The sequence below is a fragment of the Metabacillus hrfriensis genome, from assembly GCF_030127205.1.
Taxonomy (GTDB): domain Bacteria; phylum Bacillota; class Bacilli; order Bacillales; family Bacillaceae; genus Bacillus_P; species Bacillus_P dongyingensis.
Genome location: NZ_CP126116.1, coordinates 3,779,697 through 3,804,345, shown reverse-complemented (window position 1 = coordinate 3,804,345; position 24,649 = coordinate 3,779,697). Strand labels below are relative to the sequence as shown.

Below are 24,649 nucleotides of genomic sequence, written 5' to 3'. Positions count from 1 at the left end.
TAATAGTTTAAATGCTTAAGGAGGCCTGAGCTGTGAGTTATTTTAATGTTAAAGTAGAAGATTATGTTGCGGTCGTAACCATTCACCAACCTCCCGCAAATGCCCTTTCATCTTATGTTTTGAAAGAGCTTTCATCCCTTATGGATGAGTTTGAAGCAAATAAAGAAGTCAGGGTCATTGTCATTAATGGCGAGGGACGATTCTTCTCTGCAGGTGCTGACATAAAGGAATTTGTATCAGTGCCGAATGGTGAAGAGTTCTCTAAGCTTGCTGCAAACGGACAGGAACTTTTTGAGAGAATTGAAACATTCTCAAAACCTGTCATCGCGTCAATTCATGGTGCTGCTCTAGGCGGGGGCCTTGAGCTTGCAATGAGCTGTCATGTCAGACTTGTCACTGAGAATGCAAAGCTTGGGCTGCCTGAGCTTCAGCTTGGACTTATTCCAGGCTTCGCAGGGTCGCAGCGTCTTCCCAAGTATGTTGGAGAAGCAAAAGCTCTTGAAATGCTGCTGACAAGTGAACCGATTTCAGGAGCAGAGGCAGCCAAGTACGGTCTTGCCAACCATGCTTTTGCAGAAGAGTCCTTATTAGATGAAACGATGAAGCTTGCAAAGAAATTTGCTGCGAAAAGTCCGATTTCCGTCAGTGCAGCCATCGATTTAATCAATGCTTCTAAAACCCTTCCTTATCATGATCGGGTGAAAAAAGAAGCGGGCTATTTCGGGACTGTATTTGAAAGCGCAGATGCAAAAGAAGGAATCAGTGCTTTTCTTGAGAAAAGACAGCCTCAGTTTAAAGGCAATTAAATTAATGATAAAACGTTCCTGACGTTTTTTCTATACAACTAAATTGAATGCTTAACGTAAATAGGGGGATGGACATGAATATTTATGTAATCATGAAGAAAACGTTTGATACGGAAGAAAAAATAACGCTTCAAAACGGCAAAATCAATGAAGATGGCGCAGAATTCATTATTAATCCTTATGATGAATATGCCATTGAAGAAGCGATTCAGATCCGCGATGCAAACAGCGGTGAAGTGACAATAGTGACAATCGGCGGCGAGGAATCTGAAAAAGAATTACGTACAGCACTTGCTATGGGGTGTGACAAGGCTGTGTTAATTAATACGGAAGATGATCTTGAAGATGGCGATCAATTTACAACATCCAAAATTCTTGCTGAATATTTCAAGGATAAAGACGCAGACCTTATCTTAGGAGGAAATGTGGCGATTGATGGCGGATCCGGACAAGTTGGCCCCCGTCTTGCTGAACTTCTGAATATTCCTTATGTAACAACGATTACTAAGCTTGAGATTGACGGAAACAAAGCAACAGTCGTCCGCGATGTTGAAGGTGATTCTGAAGTAATTGAAACAACATTGCCCTTGCTTGTAACAGCACAGCAGGGATTGAATGAGCCTCGCTATCCATCTTTGCCGGGTATTATGAAAGCAAAGAAAAAGCCTTTAGAAGAACTGGAACTGGATGATCTCGATCTTGAAGAAGATGACGTTGAACCAAAAACAAAGACAATCGAAATTTATATGCCGCCTAAAAAAGAAGCGGGTAAAGTACTTCAGGGCGATCTGGATGCACAAGTGAAGGAATTAGTATCACTTCTTCGCAACGAAGCAAAAGTAATCTAAGTATTTACCTAAAAGCAAATTTTTCAATCAAACGTATAACAGGGGGACTTTATAATGGCAAGAAAAGTACTGGTATTGGGAGAAGTACGCGATCAATCATTGCGCAATGTTTCTTTTGAAGCGATTGCTGCAGGTAAAACGATTTCTGAAGGCGGCGAGGTATCAGCTGTTTTAGTAGGAGACAGCGTAGCATCGTTAGCTGAAGAAATGATTCATTATGGCGCAGACCGTGTTATTACAGTTGAAGATGAGAAATTGAAAACGTATACACCTGACGGCTATTCACAGGCATTGCTTGCTGTTATCGAAGCTGAAAAACCGGAAGGTCTTGTTTTCGGTCATACAGCTCTTGGAAAAGACTTATCGCCAAAAATCGCTGCTAAGATTGGATCCGGTCTTATTTCAGATGCTACAGATTTAGAAGCAGCAGGCGGAAATGTCGTTTTCACCCGTCCGATCTATTCAGGAAAAGCTTTCGAGAAAAAGATTGTAACAGACGGAACAATTTTTGCTACAATCAGACCAAATAACATTGCTCCGCTTGAAAAGGATGAAACAAGAACGGGTGAAGTTTCTTCTGTTTCTGCAGAGATCAAAGATCTTCGAACAATCGTAAAAGAAGTGGTGCGCAAAGCAACAGAAGGCGTGGATCTTTCTGAAGCTAAAGTCATTGTAGCCGGCGGACGCGGAGTAAAAAGCACAGAAGGCTTTAACCCGCTGAAGGAACTATCAGATGTTCTTGGCGGAGCAGTTGGAGCTTCCCGCGGTGCCTGCGATGCTGATTATTGCGACTACTCCCTGCAAATCGGCCAAACCGGAAAAGTGGTAACTCCTGATCTATACATTGCATGCGGTATTTCTGGAGCAATCCAGCATTTAGCCGGAATGTCTAACTCAAAGATTATTGTTGCAATTAATAAAGATCCCGAAGCAAATATTTTCAAAGTAGCCGATTATGGAATTGTAGGAGATTTATTTGAAGTTGTGCCTATGTTAACAGAAGAGTTTAAAAAATTAAAAGTTCATTCATAATATCATTTTCATAAAAACACGCACTTAGCGGCGTGTTTTTAATTTGAATGAAAAGATGTTTTTCATCACAAAGTAAGGGAAAAGAAATAGTGAGCAAAAAATTAGCAGGTCACTTTCTTTAATGCTATACTTTAGGCATCACTTGAACAATTAGGAGGAAAATATAATGGCAATTACTAATGTAACAGATCAAACCTTTACAACTGAAACTAGTGAAGGTGTCGTACTGGCAGACTTTTGGGCTCCTTGGTGCGGACCTTGTAAAATGATTGCACCGGTTCTTGAAGAGCTTGATCAGGAACTAGGCGATAAAGTGAAAATCGTGAAGCTTGATGTTGATGAAAACCAAGAAACTGCAGGCAAATACGGTGTAATGAGTATTCCTACATTGCTTGTTTTCAAAAATGGAGAAGTTGTTGACAAAACAGTCGGCTTCCAGCCTAAAGAAGCATTAGCAGAACTATTAAATAAACACGCATAATAAAAATGAGATCCGGTTTCCGGATCTTTTTTTTTCTCTTTGAGGTTAAGACAGCTTCCGAAAAAATTGTCAATTATTGCTCAGGAAATGATTTGGCGCCTTGGAGGTAAGGTGAGGCACCCAGGTTGTAATGAAAAGACTCCAGCGCTCTAAAATGATACAATAAAAGGAATAACTTATCGTTGATATATTTATTCTGCGCTAAACTTCAGGGAAACGGAGTGTCCGCTATGGAACAACTAATAAAAGAAAAGCTGGCACTTCTGCCAGATCAGCCGGGCTGTTATTTAATGAAAGACCGATTCGGAACTATTATCTATGTGGGAAAAGCAAAAGTGCTTAAAAACAGGGTGCGGTCTTACTTTACCGGCTCACATGACGGTAAGACACAAAGGCTTGTAAATGAAATCAGGGATTTTGAATATATCGTCACGTCTTCGAACATCGAGGCGCTGATCTTAGAATTAAATTTAATTAAAAAGCATGATCCTAAATATAACGTCATGCTAAAGGATGACAAAACGTATCCATTTATTAAAATTACAGCTGAACGGCATCCGCGTCTTATTGTCACCAGGAATGTCAAAAAAGATAATGGGAAATACTTTGGTCCATATCCTAACGTACAGGCTGCAAGAGAGACGAAAAAACTGCTGGACCGGCTTTATCCGCTTAGAAAATGTTCAACGCTTCCAGACCGTGTTTGCCTTTATTATCATATGGGTCAGTGTCTGGCACCGTGCGTCTATAAGGTAACACAAGAGCAAAACCGTCAAATGGTCGATGAGATGTCCCGTTTTTTAAGAGGCGGTTTCAAGCAGATTAAAGAAGAACTTTCAAAGAAGATGCTGGCTGCTGCTGAGAATCTGGATTTTGAACGGGCAAAGGAATATCGTGATTCCATCGCCCATATTGATGCAACCATGGAAAAACAGAAAATGGCGATGAACGATTTTGTCGATCGGGATGTGTTTGGCTATTCCTATGATAAAGGATGGATGTGCGTACAGGTTTTCTTCATCCGTCAGGGCAAATTGATAGAACGTGATATTGCCATGTTCCCGCTGTACCAGGAGCCGGATGAAGAATTTTTAACGTTTCTTGGCCAATTTTACTCCAAGAACAATCATATTCTGCCTAAAGAAATTCTGCTGCCTGAAAGCGTTGATAATGAAATGGCAGAACAGCTCCTTCACGTTTCAGCAATTCATCCTAAACGCGGAAAGAAAAAGGATCTGGTATTGCTTGCACATCAGAATGCCAAAATCGCTTTAAAAGAAAAATTCTCACTCATTGAGCGTGATGAAGAAAGAACAATCAAAGCAATTGATCAGCTTGGTGAAAAAATGGGCATCTATACACCGGCAAGAATTGAAGCATTTGATAATTCAAACATACAAGGGACAGACCCTGTATCTGCGATGATTGTATTCATAGATGGTAAGCCTGCCAAAAAAGAGTACCGCAAGTACAAAATTAAAACAGTTCAGGGACCAGATGATTACGAGTCCATGCGTGAAGTTGTCCGCAGAAGATACACGCGCGTGCTAAAAGAGGAGCTGCCGCTTCCTGATTTGATTATCATTGACGGAGGCAAAGGGCATCTGGCTGCAGCTCAAGATGTACTGGAAAATGAACTCGGTTTATCCATCCCTGTCGCAGGACTAGTAAAGGATGAGAAACATCGGACTTCTAATTTAATGATCGGCAGCCCTCCGACTATTATTGAACTTGAACGCAACAGCCAGGAGTTTTATCTGCTGCAGCGAATCCAGGATGAAGTGCATCGCTTTGCGATTACTTTTCACAGGCAGACAAGAGGAAAAACGGCCTTTCAATCGATCTTGGATGATATACCTGGAGTCGGGGAAAAACGGCGCAAGACTCTGCTCAAGCATTTCGGTTCTGTTAAAAAAATGAAAGAAGCCACCCTGGAAGAGCTGATGGCCGCAGGGATTCCGGCAAACACGGCACAGCTTATAGCAGAAAAATTGAAAGAATAGATTGCACAAAGACAAATTCTTTGCTACAATTCTAACTAATTTCATAACCAGATCGTTTAGTTCGTTAAATGATGGTAGAGGTGCGAACTTCAAGAGTAGCCCTTCTGAGGAAAATGGATTCCTTTGAAGATGGGTGAAAGGGGAGAGTCGCCGAAGCAAATAAAGAGCCATTTCTTTCTTTTGCTGGTTTTGCGTTTAATAGACGTAAAATTGTCAAGAAGATGTATTTTTCTTGGAGCGCTATCTCATTGTATGAATGAAGTTCCATTATTCGTTTATGCAAGCAATGAGATAGAGAATCTCATTGCTTTTTTGCGTTTTCTGAGATTCTCCCTTTTACCTGCTGACGATCAATATAATAGGAAAGGCGAGAGGCTGATATGGGTTTAGTTGTACAAAAATTTGGAGGTACATCTGTTGGATCTCCAGAAAAAATTATGAATGCTGCAAGAAGAGCAATCGAGGAAAAAAATAGTGGGAATGATGTCGTAGTTGTTGTTTCAGCAATGGGGAAAACAACGGATCATTTAGTTTCCCTGGCAGCGGAAATCACTCAAAAACCAAGCAAACGCGAAATGGATATGCTGCTATCAACTGGTGAACAAGTAACGATTTCTCTTTTGACTATGGCTCTTCAGGCACAAGGATACGATGCTGTTTCATATACAGGCTGGCAAGCTGGCATAAAGACTGAAAATGTCCACAGCAATGCGAGAATTTCAGGGATTGATTCAGATAAAATCAATGAGCAGCTCCAAGCAGGAAAAGTTGTTGTCGTTGCAGGCTTTCAGGGACTTGCAGACGGACAGGAAATAACGACGCTCGGCCGCGGCGGTTCAGATACGACAGCTGTTGCACTGGCAGCTTCTCTTAAAGCAGATAAATGTGATATTTATACAGATGTAACAGGTGTATTTACGACAGATCCGCGTTTTGTAAAAAGTGCAAGAAAGTTAGACGGCATCTCATATGATGAAATGCTCGAGCTTGCCAATCTTGGCGCAGGTGTACTTCACCCCCGTGCTGTTGAATTTGCAAAAAATTACGGAGTTCCTTTGGAAGTCAGATCAAGCTCAGAAAAAGAAAGAGGCACTTTAATTGAGGAGGAAACAAAGATGGAACAGAATTTAGTTGTAAGAGGAATTGCGTTTGAAGATCAAGTATCACGAATCACGGTCAGCGGATTGCCAAGCGGCCTCAAAACCCTGTCTACTATTTTCAAGACACTTGCAAGCCACGGAATTAATGTGGATATTATTATTCAAAGTTCAACAGACAGCAGTTTGGCATCACTCTCCTTTTCTGTGAAAACAGGTGATGTGGAAGAAACCGTTCATGTACTTGAAACCTATCAATCCGAGCTTGGCTTTGAAAAAATAGAATCAGAAGGCGGTCTTTCAAAAGTTTCCATCGTCGGTTCTGGCATGGTCTCAAATCCGGGTGTGGCGGCAGAAATGTTCCATGTTCTTGCCGAAGAAGGTATTGAAGTGAAAATGGTCAGCACGTCTGAAATTAAAGTGTCAACTGTTATCAGCCATGATGATATGGTGAAGGCGGTAGAAGTGCTGCATGATGCCTTTGAATTATCACAGCAGCCTGCAAAAGTGCTGTAAATAAGATAAAAAAGGGGTGGGTATCATGAATACCCATCCCTTTAATCGTTGTCAAATTCCATGTCTTTGTAATCCCATTTCACTGTAAAGTGCACTTTATCCGCACGTTTTTTTACTTGTTCATAGGTTTCTGTTATCTGCTTGTTCATTCGCTGCACCTGCTGTGCCAGAAATCCCGCTTCAAGCTGAAAAGAAGGTTCTTTCATTGTTTTGAATCTTGTTTTGATCAGTTCGCCGTCAAGCTGAAATTCCATTTCATCTTTTTTCTTATGTACCAATGAAAGAGTTCCAAAGCCGGCTAATGAAAAGAAAGCAATAAGCTCCTCTATAGATTCTGCAGGATATTTGCGCGCAAGGCTTTTACCAGCCCAGTAAAGCATAGATGCGGACTCTCTCCCGAGAATATCCGGAATAAGAACCTCTCTTAACAGCTCATAGGCGAATGCGGGCACTTGCATATCCCTCAGCTGAGTTATATCGATTTGTTCGCTGGTTTTTTTCACATTCTTCCCCTCTTTCTGCCTTTATTATATATCAAGTTGGGCGGGTAAGAACATGAAATAAAAGTAAATTACAAGCTCTAAAACTGCTGTGAAAGTATTTCAGGAAAATAAAAATAGGTGGAAAATAAGACTTGTCACAAAATTAAAATTTATGAACGCGTTTTCTTGACGCTGTAACTCGTTGGGAGTACAATAAATTTGTCACATTTTATCATACAATGTTTATTTTTTTAAAAGGTTGCCGGGAATAGGAGAAACATTAAAAAAAAGATTTTAATATTAATAGGGGGTAATGTGAGATGGCTGGAAACAGAGAATATTTAAACCGCAGACTTCATTCTTTGCTTGGAGTTATCCCGGTTGGCGTCTTCTTAATTCAGCATCTTGTTGTAAATAACTTTGCAACAAGAGGAGAAGAAGCGTTTAATAATGCTGCACATTTTATGGAAAGCTTGCCATTTAGAGTCGTTCTGGAAACTTTTATTATATTCCTGCCGCTTTTATACCATGCGATCTATGGAATTTACATTGCGTTTACAGCTAAAAACAATGTAAGCAAATTTGGCTACTTCCGCAACTGGATGTTTATGCTTCAAAGGATTTCAGGCGTGATTACATTAATCTTTGTATCCTGGCATGTATGGGAAACAAGAATTGCAGCCGCATTTGGCGCCGAAGTGAATTTTGATATGATGGCCTCCATTTTCAGTAATCCATTCATGATTGTATTTTATGTTGTAGGTGTTGTTTCAACGATTTTCCACTTTGCAAACGGACTGTGGTCATTTGCTGTGAGCTGGGGAATTACTGTGACTCCAAGATCTCAGCTGATCTCAACTTATGTGACGATCGCACTTTTCCTAGCTTTATCTTACGTTGGAGTCAGTACTATTTTTGCATTTGTTTGATAGGTATTAGAATCAAAGGGAGTGGGCCAGATGAGTAAAGGTAGAATAATAGTCGTCGGTGGTGGCTTAGCGGGCCTAATGGCTACGATCAAAGCTGCAGAAACTGGCGTTCATGTAGATTTATTTTCTTTAGTTCCTGTTAAGCGCTCTCATTCCGTTTGTGCTCAGGGCGGAATTAACGGAGCAGTTAACACGAAAGGGGAAGGCGATTCTCCTTGGGAGCATTTCGATGATACTGTATACGGCGGGGACTTCCTTGCGAATCAGCCTCCTGTAAAAGCAATGTGCGAAGCTGCACCTTCCATTATCCACTTGCTTGACCGCATGGGAGTGATGTTCAACCGTACTCCAGAAGGGCTTCTTGACTTCCGCCGCTTCGGAGGAACACAACATCACCGTACAGCATTTGCAGGTGCTACGACAGGACAGCAGCTTTTATATGCTCTGGATGAGCAAGTGCGCCGCTATGAGGTTGCTGGACTAGTTACGAAGTATGAAGGCTGGGAATTCCTTGGTGCTGTCATCGATGATGATGGAGTCTGCTGCGGAATTACCGGACAAGACTTAACAACAATGGAAATGAAATCATTCCGCTCGGATGCAGTTATTATGGCAACAGGCGGACCAGGAATCATTTTCGGAAAATCAACGAACTCTGTCATCAACACGGGGTCAGCTGCTTCAATCGTCTATCAGCAGGGTGTTCATTACGCAAATGGAGAATTTATTCAAATTCATCCAACGGCTATTCCCGGAGACGATAAGCTCCGCCTGATGAGTGAGTCAGCACGCGGGGAAGGCGGACGTGTCTGGACGTATAAAGACGGTAAGCCTTGGTATTTCCTAGAGGAAAAATATCCTGCATACGGAAACCTGGTTCCTCGTGATATTGCAACTCGCGAAATTTTTGATGTGTGTGTTTCACAAAAGCTTGGAATCAATGGAGAGAACATGGTTTACCTTGATCTTTCTCATAAAGATCCGAAAGAGCTTGATATCAAACTTGGCGGAATCATTGAAATTTATGAGAAATTCATGGGTGATGATCCCCGCAAGCTTCCAATGAAAATTTTCCCGGCTGTTCATTATTCAATGGGCGGACTATGGGTTGATTATGATCAAATGACGAATATCCCTGGTTTATTTGCTGCAGGCGAGTGTGATTACTCGATGCATGGAGCTAACCGGTTAGGTGCCAACTCATTATTGTCTGCTATCTACGGCGGTATGGTTGCCGGACCAAAAGCAGTTGAATATGTGAGCGGTCTTGATGTATCTGCTGAAGATCTTTCTTCTTCATTATTTGACGGTCATGTAAAGCAGGAAGAAGAAAAATGGCAAAATATCATGAACTTAAATGGCACTGAAAATGCATATGTCCTTCATAAAGAGCTTGGCGAATGGATGACTGACAATGTAACAGTTGTCCGTTACAACGATAAGCTTCTTAAAACAGATGAAAAAATTCAAGAGCTTCTTGAAAGATATGACAATATCAACATCAATGATACTGCTAAATGGAGCAATCAGGGTGCGACGTTTACGCGTCAATTGCAAAACATGCTTCAAATGTCCCGTGTTGTGACACTTGGTGCCTATAACCGCAATGAAAGCCGCGGTGCTCATTACAAACCGGACTTCCCTGAACGTAATGACGAAGAATTCCTAAAAACGACAATGGCCACTTTTGCCGGTCAAAAAGCTGCTCCTAAGTTCCACTATGAAGAAGTGGATGTAAGCTTAATTGAACCTCGTAAACGCGACTATTCGAAGAAGAAAAAGGGGGAATAAAAAATGAACAGTGAAAAGAAAGTAGTTCGTTTTATTATTACTCGCCAAGACCAGCCTGGAGCAGCCCCTTATGATGAAACGTTTGAGATTCCTTATCGTCCAAATATGAACGTGATTTCTGCTTTAATGGAGATCAGACGGAATCCAGTTAACTCACAAGGAAAAGAAACAACTCCGATTACTTGGGATATGAACTGTCTCGAAGAGGTGTGCGGAGCATGTTCTATGGTGATTAACGGCAAGCCGCGGCAGTCTTGTACAGCCCTTGTTGATCAGCTCGAGCAGCCAATTCGCCTCCAGCCGATGAGAACATTTCCTGTTGTCCGCGACCTTCAGGTTGACCGCAGCAGAATGTTTGATTCCCTGAAAAAAGTAAAGGCCTGGATTCCAATTGATGGAACCTATGACTTAGGCCCTGGCCCGCGTATGCCTGAGAAAAAACGTCAGTGGGCATATGAATTATCAAAATGCATGACTTGCGGTGTCTGCTTAGAGGCTTGTCCGAATGTAAACAGCAATTCAGATTTCATCGGCCCTGCTCCGCTTTCACAAGTACGCTTGTTTAATGCTCATCCAACCGGAGCATTAAATAAAGCAGAACGTCTGGAGTCCATTATGGGAGACGGAGGTCTTGCCAACTGCGGAAACTCTCAGAACTGTGTCCAGTCATGTCCTAAAGGCATTCCTTTAACGACTTCAATTGCTGCACTTAACAGAGATACAACGTTCCAGGCATTCCGTAATTTCTTCGGAAGCGATCAAGTTTAATACACAGATATCCATGAAAACATTTGAAATCATTTATTAAGAAAACACCTCTTCCTTTTGATGAAGAGGTGTTTTTTACTTAAAGCAGAAATGAGGAAACATGTCATGAAACAAATATCTTACATACAGCTGCCTTTCCAGGAATGGATAGATTCTTTTTCTTTTTACTATCCGATAAAAGTACGTTTTTCCGAAACAGATATGTTTGGACATATGAACAATACGGCTCCAATTTCATATTTTGAAGAAGCCCGCATTGATTACTTTAAGCACTCAGGACTTATGGAAAACTGGCTGAAAAAAGACGGGGAGCTGATTCCTGTCGTTGCAGATATTCATTGTGATTACGTGAAACAGGTCTTTTTTGATGAGAAAATCCGCCTTTATGTAAAAGTGGCATCAATCGGAAATTCATCGATGGATCTGCATTATTGTGCTGTGAATGAAAAAAATGAAGTTTGCTTTACAGGACGAGGCACCGTTGTGCAAATATCTAAATACAATGGAAAAAGTGTACCGTTTCTGGAAGTGGAGAAAAAGATCCTTACTCAGTCTGCCATATTTGCCACTTGAAAAATAGACACGGAATTTCCAGCTTTCTTCTGAGATTCCTGTCACCGCCATTACAGTGTGCACATACTATATGTTGACTAATCTTATACCCATTCGTTAGATCGGCTCGCACCTAGCAAGGAGGGTTACAATTCTTGAAAGAGAAAGAGTTTCAATCAAAGCCATTACTCACGAAAAGAGAGAGAGAAGTATTCGAATTATTAGTTCAAGACAAAACAACGAAAGAAATAGCGGGCGAGCTCTTTATTAGTGAAAAGACAGTTCGGAACCATATTTCCAATGCGATGCAAAAGCTTGGTGTTAAGGGGAGATCACAAGCTGTTGTTGAGCTCCTTCGTATGGGTGAACTTGAGCTCTAATACGTACCGGCTGACCTTGATTTTAAGGGTAGCCGGTTATTATTTCTGTGCAAAAAAAGCGGGGCTGCGCTAATCTGACTATGCTATTTCTTATTTTTCATATCGGTCAGCTAAAATATGAAACTTGCAATTTTTCATAAAAACATAGAAAATGGATATGATACGCACATTCCTACTGTTAAGTTTCATTCCGTGCGGTCAGATTGAATGAGTGAGGGTTGCTGATGACAGTTCATAATGATGTATTAAGTGATAAAATGGTAGCTGATATGGAGAAATCCCTTAGGCATATTTCTGTTATGGTCAAACAGAAGGGCAGGGAGATTCTTAATCAATTTCCGATTACACCGCCTCAATTCGTAGCGCTGCAATGGCTTTCAGAACATGGAGACATGACAGTCGGTGAATTATCTAATAAAATGTACCTTGCATGCAGCACCACAACAGATCTTGTTGACCGAATGGAGAAAAACAAACTGGTAGTAAGGATTAAAGACCCAAATGACCGAAGAGTTGTGAGGGTGCATCTTCTTGAAGAAGGGCAGCGCATCATTGAAGAAGTTATACAAAAGCGTCAACAATACTTAAAGAATGTAATCAAAAATTATGATATGCAGGAAATTATCCAGCTTGAAAGCTCATTAATGAAATTACATCTAGAAATGAGAGAAGAATGAGGCGATTTTTTGAACAGAGCAATTGGCGTCATTGATTCCGGTGTCGGCGGACTGACCGTTGCACGCGAAATCATGAGGCAGTTACCAAACGAAGACATCATCTACTTAGGTGATACGGCAAGATGTCCATATGGACCGAGACCGCTGGAAGAGGTGCGTTCATTTACTTGGCAAATGACGAATTATCTCTTATCAAATCATCATATAAAAATGCTTGTGATAGCCTGCAATACGGCAACAGCGATTGCTTTGCAGGAAATCCAGGAAGAACTTGATATCCCCGTAGTAGGGGTCGTTTTCCCTGGGGCCAGAACAGCGATTAAAGTCACCAGAAATAATCATATCGGTGTAATCGGAACCGTTAATACAGTTGCAAGCCGTGCATATGAGAAGGCTCTTAAAACGATTAAGAAGACAGTTGAAGTTGAGAGCTTGGCATGTCCGGCATTTGTGCCGCTTGTGGAAAGCGGAGATTACGAAAATGATTATGCCGTATCCATCGTACAGGAATCTCTTTTTCCTTTAAAAGATCAGCCAATTGATACGCTGATCCTGGGATGTACACATTATCCGGTCTTAAAGACGTTAATTGAGGATTATATGGGTCCCAAGGTGAAGATTATCAGCTCGGGTGATGAAACAGCCCGTGAAGTCAGTACCATCCTGTCTTATAAAGATGCCTTAAATGAGACACAGGAAGAAAATCATCATTTATTTTTAACGACTGGATCACAGGAGCTTTTCCAGAGAATTGCTTCTCAATTGTTTGAGCAGCCAGTTGAAAATGTTAAATCCATTACCTTATAAAAAAGAGGAGCCGATTGCGGTTCCTCTTTTTTTCATTCCGGCTATTGTGAATTGGCCGCGGAAGCATCATCTCTCTGATAATCAGCTGCTCTTTTTCTGCAAAACTCACAATTAGCTGTGCCTCTCTTATGTAAGACAGCCGAGAAAGAGGGCTGTCAAGCGGATAGTTAATAAATTCCTCAAATTGGCTATAAGAAATAGGATAACTGCAAATAACTTTTCCGAAACGATTGTCACTAATTGGTGATCGAGTATAATCCCTCTTTTACTTGGATAAATGATTTTTGCCTGTACAAAAATACTTTTCAAAATCGGTCTAATTCAATAAACAGCTCGTATACATAGTAGTACAAACTGCCTTAGGAGGGAATTGTATGTCTCAAAATAGAAACATGAAGATTGCTGCTACTGTTGTAACATCGACGCTGCTCTTGTCAGGATGCGGATTATTCGGCGGGGAAAAAGCAAAGGAAATTGATCCTCCGCAAGATGTTTCATATGTTGAAGATGCTGATAAAGGGAATGAAGAAACTTTGAAAGAAGAAAAAACAACAGCAGAAGGTGAAAAAGGTGAAGAGTCGGCTCAAACCTATTCCAGGCAGTTATATTTGATTGACAGCAACGGGCTTGTTGTTGCCCAGACATTTGATTTGCCTAAGGAAGAAGGCGTAGCCAAACAAGTGCTTGAATACCTTGTAGAGGGCGGGCCTGTCAGCAATATCCTTCCTGATGGCTTCAGAGCCGTTATCCCGCAGGATACTCAAGTTGCTGTGAATGTAAAAGATGGTACAGCCATCGTAGATTTCTCTAAAGAGTTTAAAAACTATCAAGCTGAAGATGAATTGAAAATTCTTCAGTCGATTACATGGACATTGACTCAGTTCGATTCTGTGAAAACAGTCAAAATTATGATTAACGGTCATGAACAAAATGAAATGCCTGTCGGAGGCACTCCGATCAGCAGCGAGCTGAGCCGTGCTGACGGCATTAATCTTGATACAGCGGGCGTAATGGACATTACGAATACAAAACCTCTTACGGTTTACTATACAGCTCAGCATAATGATCAGACATACTATGTACCTGTTACAACCCGAGTCAGCAATGACGAAGAGGATCCAATTGCAGCAGTGGTGAAAAAATTAACTGAGGAACCTTCCATCTCACGTGCGTTGTTAACCGATTTGGAGCAGGATGTAAAGCTGCTTGAAGAGCCTAAGCTTGAAGATGGCACTGTAACCCTTAATTTTAACGAATCTATCTATGGAAGTGCAGATGGTGACGAAAAAATGGTTTCGACACATGTTCTGAATTCTCTTGTTTTATCACTGACAGAACAGCCTGGAATTGAAAATGTCGTTTTGACCGTTGATGGGAAAGCAGAGCTTGTTAATGAAGAAGGCAAAAAGATTACAGAACCTGTCTCCCGTCCAGTCAATGTGAACACAGGTAGTTTTTAATCGCTGATTTTTGATATACTATATAGAGAAACTAAGAGGTGGTCATAAGCGCTGCCTCTTCTTTATTGTTTATACATAAGACAAAAGCTTAGGTCAGCAATAGGATTGATCGGAGGAATATGATGAGACATGATGGACGTAAACAAGATGAATTAAGACGAGTTGAAATTCTGACAGATTATGTGAAGCACCCTGAAGGTTCAGTGTTAATCAGTGTTGGCGATACAAAGGTGATTTGCAATGCAAGCATTGAGGATCGCGTGCCGCCATTTATGCGGGGAGAAGGTAAAGGATGGATCACAGCGGAATATTCAATGCTGCCGCGTGCTACCGAACAGCGGACGATCAGAGAATCGTCCAAAGGTAAAATTACTGGCCGGACAATGGAAATTCAGCGCTTGATCGGACGAGCTCTGCGTGCGGTTGTTGATCTTGAAAAGTTAGGGGAACGAACAATCTGGCTTGATTGTGATGTGATCCAGGCAGATGGCGGGACCCGAACAGCTTCCATCACCGGAGCTTTTGTCGCTATGACATTAGCACTTGGAAAGCTGATGTCCCAAAAGAAATTAAGCACGCTGCCAATCACGGATTTCCTGGCTGCGACATCAGTCGGAATGGATTCAAAGCTTGGAGAGATCTTAGATTTAAACTATATTGAGGATTCATCAGCAGAAGTGGATATGAATGTCATCATGACGTCTTCAGGAAAATTCGTTGAGCTTCAGGGAACTGGAGAAGAAGCGACTTTTTCAAGAGAAGAACTGAATGAATTGCTTGATTTAGCTGAAAAAGGAATAAACTCGTTAATTTCTATTCAAATGGAGGCCCTTGGAGATTTAGCTCTAAAAATCATCGATCAAAAAGATGGAAAGGGATGAATCATTATGAAGGAAGTTATTATTGCAACGAAAAATGCAGGCAAATTAATTGAATTTCAATCAATCTTATCTCAGTATGATCTAAAGGCCATTTCATTACTGGACCTTGAAGATTCGCCAGAAGTTGAAGAAACTGGTTCAACGTTTGAAGAAAATGCCGTTTTAAAAGCGGAGGCTATTTCAAAACTTTACGGAAAAATGGCCATTGCGGATGATTCCGGACTATCAGTAGATTATCTTGGCGGTGAACCTGGGGTTTATTCAGCACGCTATGCAGGAGCTGAGAAAAGTGATGCAGCCAATATCGAAAAAGTGCTGCTGAAGCTGAAGGGTGTTTCAAAGGAAGAACGGAATGCAAGATTCCGGTGCGCTCTGGCACTCTCTGAACCTGGCCGTGAAACCGTCACAGTAGAAGGTTCAGTTGAGGGCTATATTACAGAGGAGCCTGTTGGCGGGAATGGATTCGGATACGATCCCATTTTCTTAGTGAAAGATAAAGCAAAAACGATGGCGCAATTAACAAAGGAAGAGAAAAATAAAATCAGCCATCGCGCAGTTGCGCTGCAAAAGCTTGCAAAATTGCTTAATGCCTGACGATGGGGAGTTTTAAACGTGAAAGTTTTAATAATCAGTGACAGCCATGGCTTAACGGATGAGCTTCAGGAGATCAGAAAACGCCATGAAGGGGAAACAGAAGCGATGTTTCATTGCGGGGATTCTGAACTTGAGGCAGATCATCCTGCCATGCAGGGGTATGCTTCTGTACGCGGAAACTGTGATTTAGAAGCAAGGTTTGCAAATGAAGTCATTGAAGATGTGGAAGGATATCGATTTTTTGTTGCTCATGGTCATATGCACAATGTAAAGTCGACACTTATGAATTTGAAGTACAGTGCTGCTGTGCATGGCGCGAAGATTGTCTGCTTTGGTCACTCGCATTTGGCGGGAGCGGAATATGTCGATGATATCCTCTTTATTAACCCTGGCAGCATTAGACTTCCGCGGATGCGAACTGAAAAAACATATGTTATATTAGAAATACAAAATCATTCTGCACAAGTTACCTTTTTTGAGTTGGACGGATCTCCTGTACCCGGCCTCTCACAAAGGTTTGAGCTGGCTTTATCATGAAAGAGGGATATTTTTCCCTCTTTCATAAAATTTTAGAAAAAGTTATTGACTTTTTATCTAATGGATCATATAATAAAAAATGTCGCTGATACATAATCAACGATGTTAACAAAAAACATGTCCCAGTAGCTCAGTGGATAGAGCAACGGCCTTCTAAGCCGTTGGTCGGGAGTTCGAATCTCTCCTGGGACGCCATACTTTATACATACAACTTCTTTCGGGTTTATCGAAAGAAGTTTTTTTGTTGATTTTAAAAACCTAATCGCTCAGGAAAAAGTTTGTAATATTCTGGCAGGCTGAAAATCGCTTTTTAAATCCTTTTTTTTCTAACAAATTTCATTCTGATATGATAAAAAATCCTATAAAAAATAAGTTCAAAAAATTTTTTTCTCCCCTATTTACCCCTTATAAAATCAGCCAAAACCTTGTAAGACAATCTCACAGAAAAAAACTTTAAAAAAACTTCAAAAAATTGAATTTCCTTTTATGACAGGCATGTAAGCGTATACAAATTCACAAACAAATCTAAATTATCTAACAATTCGAAAAAAGACTGTTGACACCGCTATTTAATGGGCGTAATATAGGCTCAAATATAAGTTACATGAACATGTGAGGTTCTTAAAAGAGTCCATAACAATCGTTATACGGATTTTTTTTACACACTAGAATTCAACTGATTAACGCGTTTAGACTTTAAAAGAAAGGTGTGCTCTTTATGGGTGACCAATGGATTTTTCTGAATAATGAATTTGTAAAAAAAGAAGATGCGAAAATTTCGGTGTATGATCACGGATTCCTTTACGGAGATGGTATTTTCGAAGGAATCAGAGTATACAGCGGCAACATCTTCAGATTAAATGAGCACATGAAGAGATTGTATGAGTCAGCGAGATCCATATTACTCAACATGCCTTATACGCAAGAGGAAATGACGGATTTAACGGTAAAGACCGTTGAGAAAAACGGTTTAGATGACGCTTATATCAGACTTGTTGTCTCAAGAGGAGTCGGTGATCTTGGGCTTGATCCATATAAATGCAAGCAAGCAAATGTTGTCATTATTGTAGAACCGCTGTCAATCTTCCCTAAACATCTGTATGAAACAGGAATTGATATTGTGACAGTTCCTACAAGGCGGAATAGACCGGACGTCTTAAGTCCTAAAGTAAAATCATTGAACTATCTTAACAACGTGCTTGTAAAAATTGAAGCACATCTCGCAAATGTAAGCGAAGCGCTGATGCTGAATGATCAAGGCTACGTCGCAGAGGGATCTGCTGATAACGTCTTTATCTATAAAAACAAAAGACTTCTTACCCCGCCTGGTTACTTGGGAGCACTCGAAGGAGTCACCCGAAATGTCATCATCGAAATAGCTGAAGAACTTGGCTACGATGTGCGTGAAGAACCTTTCACAAGACATGATGTTTATACAGCGGATGAAGTTTTCCTGACTGGAACTGCCGCTGAAGTCATTGCTGTAGTAAAGGTAGACGGCAGGGAAATTGGTGATGGGCAGCCTGGAGAGCATACGAATCGTCTGCTCGAGTGTTTCAGAGAAAAAGTAATCACAGATGGTGTAAAAGTAAAAGGAAGCAGTTCAAGCCTGAGTGTAAGCTAATAAAAACATAAAAACTATAATCTAAAACGCTGAAGAGGAAAAGTAGCTTAGAAAACAAGGATCTAAAGAGAGCTGGTGGAGCTGAGAACCGGTGGTCCCTTTTTAAGTGAACTCGCCTCTGAGTGCTGATTTGAAGTTTAGTAGAATCAGCCGGGTGTCTTTTACACAGCACTCGTTATTAAAAGAAAGCCATGAGCTTTCATAAGGTGGTCTAATGCAGACCATGAACAAGGGTGGTACCGCGAAAAGTGTTTTCAAACCTTCTCGCCCCTTTGACTCACATTACACGTGGGCAATATTGGGGCGGGGAGGTTTTTTATTTTGAAATAATCAGATGAAAAAATAAGGCTTTAGGTGATAGCGGGAAAAAAGGAGGCAATAATCAATGAGTATGAAGGTACAATTGGATGCAAATTCTGCCAAGTGTACGAAAACGATGTCCGGGGCCATGATGATGATTGAAGCTTTAAAACGGGAGAAAGTAGAGATGATTTTTGGTTATCCGGGAGGGGCTGTTCTTCCAATCTATGACAAACTCTATAACTCTGGCATGTATCACATTTTAACAAGGCATGAGCAAGGCGGAATTCATGCAGCTGAGGGCTATGCGAGAGTTTCAGGCAAACCTGGAGTCGTCATTGCAACCTCAGGGCCAGGCGCAACGAACCTGATTACTGGACTTACGGATGCTATGATTGATTCCCTGCCGCTGGTTGTATTTACAGGTCAGGTTGCATCTTCCGTCATTGGAACAGATGCTTTCCAGGAAGCGGATGTAATTGGTATCACAATGCCGATTACTAAGCATAATTATCAAGTCCGGGATGTAAATGATTTCCCGCGCATCATCAAGGAAGCTTTTCATATCGCAACAACAGGAAGACCCGGTCCGGTACTCATCGATGTTCCAAAGGATATCGCAGTAGCGGAAGGGATTTTCAACTACGACACTCCCGTTCATCTTCCGGGATACCAGCCAAAAACGGAACCGAATTATCTTCAAATCAGAAAGCTTGTCGAAGCGGTCAGCAGTGCTAAAAAGCCGGTCATTTTAGCCGGAGCAGGAGTGCTTCATGCTAAAGGAAGCGAGCTGCTGAAAGAATACGCCGAACAGCAGCACATACCAGTCGCAAACACACTGCTTGGTCTGGGAAGTTTTCCTGCAGATCATCCTCTCTTTCTCGGAATGGCCGGAATGCACGGTACATATACCGCAAACATGGCGTTATATGAATGTGATTTATTAATCAGTGTCGGTGCACGGTTTGATGACAGGGTAACAGGGAACTTAAATCATTTTGCCAAAAATGCAACGATTGCCCATATTGATATCGATCCTGCTGAAATCGGCAAAGTGGTTGAAACCAAAATTCCAGTTGTTGGCGATGCAAAGCTTGTTCTTGAAAATCTCATTCATCAAAACGGCAAACGAAGCCAGCATGATGAATGGTATACAGCCTTACAGAATAATAAAAAGTCCTTGCCATTATGGTACAAAAAATCAGATGAAGAGCTTAAACCTCAGCATATGATTGAACTCATTCATGAATGGACAAATGGTGAGGCGATTATTACTACAGATGTCGGTCAGCATCAAATGTGGGCAGCGCAGTACTACCGCCTGCAGCAGCCGAATCGCTGGGTTACATCCGGGGGGCTCGGCACAATGGGATTCGGATTGCCGGCAGCTATTGGAGCCCAGCTTGCTGAAAAGGATGCTAATGTTATCGCAATCCTTGGAGACGGCGGTTTCCAAATGACACTTCAGGAACTATCTGTTATCCACGAACTTAATTTGCCGGTTAAAGTGATTTTACTGAACAACGGAGTGCTTGGAATGGTCAGACAGTGGCAGGAAATCTTCTATGAAGAAAGATATTCGCAATCTGTTTTTCAATCGCAGCCTGATTTCGTGAAATTAGCGGAAGCATACGGAATGAAGGGACTGAAAATTCAGACTGAAGAAGATTTTCCGGCTTTCAAACAGGCTCTTTTATCGAATGAACCTGTTCTGTTTAACGTAAATGTAAGCCAGATGGAAAATGTATACCCGATGATTGCTCCAGGAAAAGGATTACATGAAATGGTGGGTGTTAAACCGTGAAGCGAATTCTTACGCTTACAGTCAACAATCGCTCAGGGGTCCTTAACAGGATTACCGGTTTATTTACAAAAAGACATTACAATATTGAAAGCATCACAGTCGGGCATGCAGAAATTGAAGGAATCTCAAGAATGACCTTTGTCATTCACGTTGAAGACGAAAAGGAAGTTGAACAGATTACAAAACAGCTGAATAAACAGATTGATGTTTTAAAAGTGCAGGATATAACAAATCAATCGATTGTCGCCAGAGAGCTCGCCCTCATAAAAGTAATCGCACCTCCAGCGACAAGAATGGAAGTTCAGGGTGTGATTGAGCCTTTCAGGGCAACAGTTATTGATGTAAGCCGTGACAGTGTAGTTGTTCAGGTTACTGGCGAAGCAGAAAAAATTGAAGCAATCATTGATCTATTAAGGCCTTATGGCATCAAAGAAATTGCCAGAACCGGCACAACTGCTTTCACTAGAGGAACACAGCGTTCTGCAAATAGCGCTAAAACATATTCAATCGTCTAACTAATTGACATTAAAAGGAGAGAATGGACATGGTAAAAGTATATTATAACGGTGATGTTAAAGAGGAAGTATTAGCAGGTAAAAAGGTTGCAGTGATCGGTTACGGCTCACAGGGGCATGCTCATGCACTGAACTTGAAAGACAGCGGAATTGATGTAGTAGTCGGCGTTCGCAAAGGAAATTCATTTAACAAGGCTGCTTCAGAGGGAGTAGAGGTTACAACGGTTAAAGAAGCAGCAGCTCAAGCAGATGTAGTGATGGTGCTCTTGCCTGACGAACAGCAGCAAAAAGTATATGAAGCAGAAATCAAAGACCAGCTGCAGCCAGGAAATGCATTAGTATTTGCACACGGATTTAACGTTCACTTTAATCAGATTGTTCCCCCTGAATTTGTAGACGTATTTTTAGTTGCTCCTAAAGGTCCGGGACATCTTGTCAGAAGAACGTTTGAGGACGGTGCCGGTGTTCCTGCATTATTCGCAGTCCATCAGGATGTAACAGGCGAGGCAAAGGATCTTGCATTAGCCTATGCAAAAGCAATCGGAGGAGCTCGAGCAGGAGTGCTTGAAACTACCTTTAAAGAAGAGACGGAAACAGACCTTTTCGGAGAGCAGGCAGTTTTATGCGGAGGATTAACATCTCTTGTAAAAGCTGGATTTGAAACATTAGTAGAAGCGGGATACCAGCCAGAGCTTGCATACTTTGAGTGTCTGCACGAGCTGAAGCTGATTGTTGACCTTATGTATGAAGATGGAATGGCGGGAATGAGATATTCAATTTCAGATACAGCACAATGGGGAGACTTCGTATCTGGACCAAGAGTTGTAGATGAAAGAGTAAAAGAATCAATGAAGGAAGTCTTGCATGATATTCAATCCGGTAAATTTGCAAAAGACTGGATCATTGAAAACCAAGTCAATCGTCCTCAGTTCAACGCAATCAACAATCGTGAAAATGAACATCAAATTGAGGTAGTGGGGAGAAAGCTTCGTGAAATGATGCCATTTGTTAAGCCAAAACGGAAAGAAGTGGTCGCAAGTGCGAAAAATTAACTTATTTGATACAACGCTAAGAGATGGCGAACAATCAGCAGGAGTCAATTTAAATGCAAAAGAAAAACTGCAGATTGCTTTTCAGCTTGAACGTCTTGGTGTTGATATTATGGAGGCCGGGTTTCCGGCTTCCTCAAAAGGAGATTTTTCAGCTGTACAGGAGATTGCAAGAAGCATTAAAAATTGTTCTGTTACAGGACTTGCAAGATCATTGAAAACGGATATCGATGCAGCATGGGATGCATTGAAGGATGGTGCACACCCGAGGCTTCATGTATTCCTTGCGACATCGCCCATTCATATGCAATATAAATTAAAGCAGTCTCCGGAGCAGGTAATTAAAACAGCAGTTGAATCCGTTAAATATGCATCGAAGTTCTTTCCGCTTATTCAATGGTCTGCAGAAGATGCATGCAGAAGCGAGCTTCCATTTTTGGCGAAAATCGTTGAAGAAGTGATTGCAGCTGGTGCAAATGTGATTAATATTCCGGATACGGTGGGCTACATTAACCCAAAAGAATACGGAGAGATTTTTCAGTATTTGAAATCAAATGTCAAGGGCATTGAGAACGTCATCTTATCAGCACATTGCCATGATGATCTTGGAATGGCTGTTGCGAATTCCTTGGCAGCCATTGAAAATGGAGCAGGGCAAATTGAAGGTACGATTAATGGAATAGGTGAACGTGCAGGGAATGCATCACTTGAGGAAATCGGCGTTGCCCTCCATATTCGTTCAGATTACTTTGGTGCAAAAACCAATATGAAGCTGGATGAGATCAAGAAAACAAGCGATTTAGTAAGCAAGCTGACAGGAATGATGATTCCGCCGAATAAAGCTGTTGTCGGAAAAAACGCCTTTGCCCATGAATCAGGTATTCACCAGGATGGTGTACTGAAGGAAAAAACGACATACGAAATTATTTCTCCGGAGCTTGTAGGAGTCGGCACTAATTCAATGGTTCTTGGAAAGCATTCAGGACGTCACGCATTTAAAAGCAAGCTGATCGAGCTTGGCTTCAATGTAACGGAAGAAGAATCACATAAAATCTTTAAAACGTTCAAAACACTGTCTGAGAAGAAGAAAGAATTCACAGACGAAGATATTGCCGCACTTGTAATAGAGGAAAAAGTTGAAAGAAGCGAGGATATGTTTGAACTAGTATCCCTTCAGGTCCAGTACGGAACAACCCAGGTCCCTACTGCTACAGTTACTTTGAAAAACCAGGAGCAGCAGCTTGTACAGGAAGCAGCTACTGGCGGAGGCAGTGTAGAAGCCATCTACAATACTCTTGAAAGGTGCACAGGTTTTTCTATTAAACTTCAGGACTATCGGATTCAATCAAACAGCAGCGGCCGGGATGCTTTTGCTCAAGTCTTTGTAAAAGTCATGGTCGGAGGCGTTGAATCAAGCGGCAGGGGAATGGCGCAAGATGTTCTTGAAGCCTCTGCGAAAGCCTATTTGAACGCTGTAAATCGAATTCTTATTTTAAAGGCTCAGGCCCGGGAAAGTCTAAAAGCTACTGTTTAATAAAATCATGAAGGAGGCAGAGATAAATGGAGAAGAAAATTGCATTATTGCCGGGCGACGGTATTGGAAAAGAAGTTATGGATGGTGCAGTGGAAATTTTAAAAGCGATTGAAGAACATTACTATCATCGTTTTCATTTTCAATATGGATTAATTGGAGGAGCGGCGATCGATGAAATGAATTCTCCGCTTCCGCAGGAAACGCTGCAAATGTGCAGAGAATCTGACGCAGTTCTGCTTGGTTCAGTAGGAGGGCCGAAATGGGATAAGAATCCGTCTCATTTAAGACCTGAAAAAGGGCTGCTTGCTCTTCGGAAGGAGCTTGATTTGTACGCTAATCTCCGGCCTGTTGAAACAGTTGAGAGCCTGCTCGATTCCTCTCCTCTTAAACGGGAGTATGTGGAAGGCGTCGACTTCATGATTGTCAGAGAATTAACAGGCGGTCTTTATTTTGGAAAACCAAGCGAACGGTATGTGAAAAACGGGGAGCACACGGTAGTGGATACTCTGTTTTATAAGCGGGATGAAATGGAACGCATCATTGAAAGAGCCTTTCAGCTAGCGCAGGGAAGGAAAAAGAAAGTGACTTCTGTTGATAAAGCGAATGTTTTAGAATCAAGCCGAATGTGGAGGGAAGTTGCTGAAGAAGTTGCAATGAAATTCCCTGATGTAGAGCTTCAGCATATGCTAGTCGATCATGCAGCGATGGCGCTTATTCATAATCCAAAACAATTTGATGTGATTGTAACGGAAAATATGTTTGGCGATATTTTAAGCGACGAGGCTTCCATGCTAACCGGATCCCTTGGAATGCTGCCATCAGCTAGCTTGAGTGCAACTGGACTCCATCTTTATGAGCCCGTTCATGGCTCGGCACCTGATATTGCGGGTGAAGACAAAGCAAATCCTGTCGCCATGATTTTGTCAGCAGCTATGATGCTGAGACACTCCTTCCAAATGGAAGAAGAGGCGGAAGCGATCGAAAATGCTGTCAAACATGTACTGGATTCCGGCAAAAGAACGGCGGATTTAACAAGAAAAGGAGAAACACCGCTTTCTACTACCAAGCTTATTGAAGAAATTAAAGAAGCACTTGCGGATGATCATGCCATTTTAAACATTATGGAAGCTTATGCATAACTTTTACGGCGCTTTTCATCTATATGAAAAGCGCCAATCTTTT

24 protein-coding genes, 1 tRNA gene, 1 riboswitch and 1 other annotated feature are annotated in these 24,649 nt (G+C 41.5%); of the genes, 24 read left to right on the top strand and 1 reads right to left on the bottom strand.

The genetic code is table 11. The features are described from left to right. The first annotated feature begins 32 nt into the window (after nucleotides 1-32). The 6 genes from QLQ22_RS18925 (at nucleotide 33) to QLQ22_RS18900 (ending at nucleotide 6,783) form a co-directional block, all read left to right on the top strand. Nucleotides 33-806 carry an enoyl-CoA hydratase gene (locus tag QLQ22_RS18925; RefSeq protein WP_223437082.1) on the top strand — a complete coding sequence of 258 codons (774 nt, stop codon included), beginning with the start codon at nucleotides 33-35 and terminating at the stop codon, nucleotides 804-806. A gap of 74 nt (nucleotides 807-880) precedes the next feature. Continuing rightward, nucleotides 881-1,654 carry an electron transfer flavoprotein subunit beta/FixA family protein gene (locus QLQ22_RS18920; RefSeq protein WP_223437080.1) on the top strand — a complete coding sequence of 258 codons (774 nt, stop codon included), beginning with the start codon at nucleotides 881-883 and terminating at the stop codon, nucleotides 1,652-1,654. 54 nt (nucleotides 1,655-1,708) lie between these two features. Continuing rightward, entirely contained in the window at nucleotides 1,709-2,686 is a 978-nt protein-coding gene (locus QLQ22_RS18915; protein ID WP_223437078.1) for an electron transfer flavoprotein subunit alpha/FixB family protein, read from the top strand. A 166-nt stretch (nucleotides 2,687-2,852) separates the two neighbouring features. Continuing rightward, complete coding sequence (trxA, locus tag QLQ22_RS18910) at nucleotides 2,853-3,167, top strand: thioredoxin (protein ID WP_223437075.1); 315 nt, start codon at nucleotides 2,853-2,855, stop codon at nucleotides 3,165-3,167. A 230-nt stretch (nucleotides 3,168-3,397) separates the two neighbouring features. After that, entirely contained in the window at nucleotides 3,398-5,170 is a 1,773-nt protein-coding gene (uvrC, locus tag QLQ22_RS18905) for an excinuclease ABC subunit UvrC (protein ID WP_284015334.1), read from the top strand. A gap of 67 nt (nucleotides 5,171-5,237) precedes the next feature. Continuing rightward, nucleotides 5,238-5,421, top strand: a riboswitch (Lysine riboswitch). 129 nt (nucleotides 5,422-5,550) lie between these two features. After that, nucleotides 5,551-6,783 carry an aspartate kinase gene (locus QLQ22_RS18900; protein WP_252207239.1) on the top strand — a complete coding sequence of 411 codons (1,233 nt, stop codon included), beginning with the start codon at nucleotides 5,551-5,553 and terminating at the stop codon, nucleotides 6,781-6,783. A 41-nt stretch (nucleotides 6,784-6,824) separates the two neighbouring features. Here QLQ22_RS18900 and QLQ22_RS18895 read toward each other — a convergent pair whose 3' ends face one another. Then, entirely contained in the window at nucleotides 6,825-7,241 is a 417-nt protein-coding gene (locus tag QLQ22_RS18895) for a YslB family protein (RefSeq protein WP_223443587.1), read from the bottom strand. 344 nt (nucleotides 7,242-7,585) lie between these two features. Here QLQ22_RS18895 and QLQ22_RS18890 point away from each other — a divergent pair, with 344 nt between their 5' ends. From QLQ22_RS18890 to leuB, 18 genes are all read left to right on the top strand, one after another. Beyond that, entirely contained in the window at nucleotides 7,586-8,194 is a 609-nt protein-coding gene (locus QLQ22_RS18890) for a succinate dehydrogenase cytochrome b558 subunit (RefSeq protein WP_070876365.1), read from the top strand. A 30-nt stretch (nucleotides 8,195-8,224) separates the two neighbouring features. Then, nucleotides 8,225-9,985 (top strand): succinate dehydrogenase flavoprotein subunit, encoded by a 1,761-nt coding sequence (gene sdhA / locus QLQ22_RS18885; RefSeq protein WP_284015333.1) that lies wholly within the window; start codon nucleotides 8,225-8,227, stop codon nucleotides 9,983-9,985. Nucleotides 9,986-9,988: 3 nt separating this feature from the next. Next, on the top strand, nucleotides 9,989-10,753 hold the full coding sequence (gene sdhB, locus QLQ22_RS18880) for a succinate dehydrogenase iron-sulfur subunit (protein WP_070876370.1): 765 nt from the start codon (nucleotides 9,989-9,991) through the stop codon (nucleotides 10,751-10,753). A 105-nt stretch (nucleotides 10,754-10,858) separates the two neighbouring features. Then, nucleotides 10,859-11,326, top strand: a complete 468-nt coding sequence (locus QLQ22_RS18875; protein ID WP_223437066.1) for an acyl-CoA thioesterase — start codon at nucleotides 10,859-10,861, stop codon at nucleotides 11,324-11,326. Between the two features lie 134 nt (nucleotides 11,327-11,460). Beyond that, nucleotides 11,461-11,685 carry a spore germination transcription factor GerE gene (gene gerE / locus QLQ22_RS18870; protein WP_029279253.1) on the top strand — a complete coding sequence of 75 codons (225 nt, stop codon included), beginning with the start codon at nucleotides 11,461-11,463 and terminating at the stop codon, nucleotides 11,683-11,685. A 224-nt stretch (nucleotides 11,686-11,909) separates the two neighbouring features. Continuing rightward, nucleotides 11,910-12,362: a MarR family winged helix-turn-helix transcriptional regulator gene (locus tag QLQ22_RS18865; RefSeq protein ID WP_223437064.1), complete on the top strand. Its 453-nt coding sequence runs from the start codon at nucleotides 11,910-11,912 to the stop codon at nucleotides 12,360-12,362. A gap of 9 nt (nucleotides 12,363-12,371) precedes the next feature. Next, entirely contained in the window at nucleotides 12,372-13,169 is a 798-nt protein-coding gene (gene racE / locus QLQ22_RS18860; protein WP_223437062.1) for a glutamate racemase, read from the top strand. 374 nt (nucleotides 13,170-13,543) lie between these two features. Beyond that, nucleotides 13,544-14,629 (top strand): GerMN domain-containing protein, encoded by a 1,086-nt coding sequence (locus tag QLQ22_RS18855; RefSeq protein ID WP_423246211.1) that lies wholly within the window; start codon nucleotides 13,544-13,546, stop codon nucleotides 14,627-14,629. A 122-nt stretch (nucleotides 14,630-14,751) separates the two neighbouring features. Then, a complete protein-coding gene (gene rph, locus QLQ22_RS18850) occupies nucleotides 14,752-15,510 on the top strand; it encodes a ribonuclease PH (RefSeq protein ID WP_284015332.1) in 759 nt (252 codons plus the stop codon). Between the two features lie 6 nt (nucleotides 15,511-15,516). Then, a complete protein-coding gene (locus QLQ22_RS18845) occupies nucleotides 15,517-16,104 on the top strand; it encodes an XTP/dITP diphosphatase (protein WP_223437060.1) in 588 nt (195 codons plus the stop codon). 18 nt (nucleotides 16,105-16,122) lie between these two features. Continuing rightward, a complete protein-coding gene (locus tag QLQ22_RS18840; RefSeq protein ID WP_284015331.1) occupies nucleotides 16,123-16,641 on the top strand; it encodes a metallophosphoesterase family protein in 519 nt (172 codons plus the stop codon). Nucleotides 16,642-16,760: 119 nt separating this feature from the next. Continuing rightward, nucleotides 16,761-16,836: transfer RNA gene (locus QLQ22_RS18835), tRNA-Arg, on the top strand. 523 nt (nucleotides 16,837-17,359) lie between these two features. Then, nucleotides 17,360-18,265, top strand: a complete 906-nt coding sequence (ilvE, locus tag QLQ22_RS18830) for a branched-chain-amino-acid transaminase (RefSeq protein ID WP_223437056.1) — start codon at nucleotides 17,360-17,362, stop codon at nucleotides 18,263-18,265. Nucleotides 18,266-18,285: 20 nt separating this feature from the next. After that, nucleotides 18,286-18,540 (top strand) — a binding site (T-box leader). A 110-nt stretch (nucleotides 18,541-18,650) separates the two neighbouring features. Continuing rightward, the gene (ilvB, locus tag QLQ22_RS18825) at nucleotides 18,651-20,369 is read left to right on the top strand and encodes an acetolactate synthase large subunit (protein WP_223437054.1); all 1,719 of its coding nucleotides are present in this window, start codon (nucleotides 18,651-18,653) and stop codon (nucleotides 20,367-20,369) included. Next, nucleotides 20,366-20,884: an acetolactate synthase small subunit gene (gene ilvN, locus QLQ22_RS18820; RefSeq protein ID WP_223437052.1), complete on the top strand. Its 519-nt coding sequence runs from the start codon at nucleotides 20,366-20,368 to the stop codon at nucleotides 20,882-20,884. Before ilvB ends, ilvN begins: the two co-directional genes overlap by 4 nt. A 29-nt stretch (nucleotides 20,885-20,913) precedes the next feature. Beyond that, nucleotides 20,914-21,936 carry a ketol-acid reductoisomerase gene (gene ilvC / locus QLQ22_RS18815; RefSeq protein WP_284015330.1) on the top strand — a complete coding sequence of 341 codons (1,023 nt, stop codon included), beginning with the start codon at nucleotides 20,914-20,916 and terminating at the stop codon, nucleotides 21,934-21,936. Then, the gene (locus tag QLQ22_RS18810) at nucleotides 21,923-23,467 is read left to right on the top strand and encodes a 2-isopropylmalate synthase (protein ID WP_223437048.1); all 1,545 of its coding nucleotides are present in this window, start codon (nucleotides 21,923-21,925) and stop codon (nucleotides 23,465-23,467) included. The genes ilvC and QLQ22_RS18810 overlap by 14 nt, the downstream gene beginning before the upstream one ends. A gap of 26 nt (nucleotides 23,468-23,493) precedes the next feature. Further along, entirely contained in the window at nucleotides 23,494-24,606 is a 1,113-nt protein-coding gene (leuB, locus tag QLQ22_RS18805; protein ID WP_223437046.1) for a 3-isopropylmalate dehydrogenase, read from the top strand. Nucleotides 24,607-24,649 lie beyond the last annotated feature (43 nt).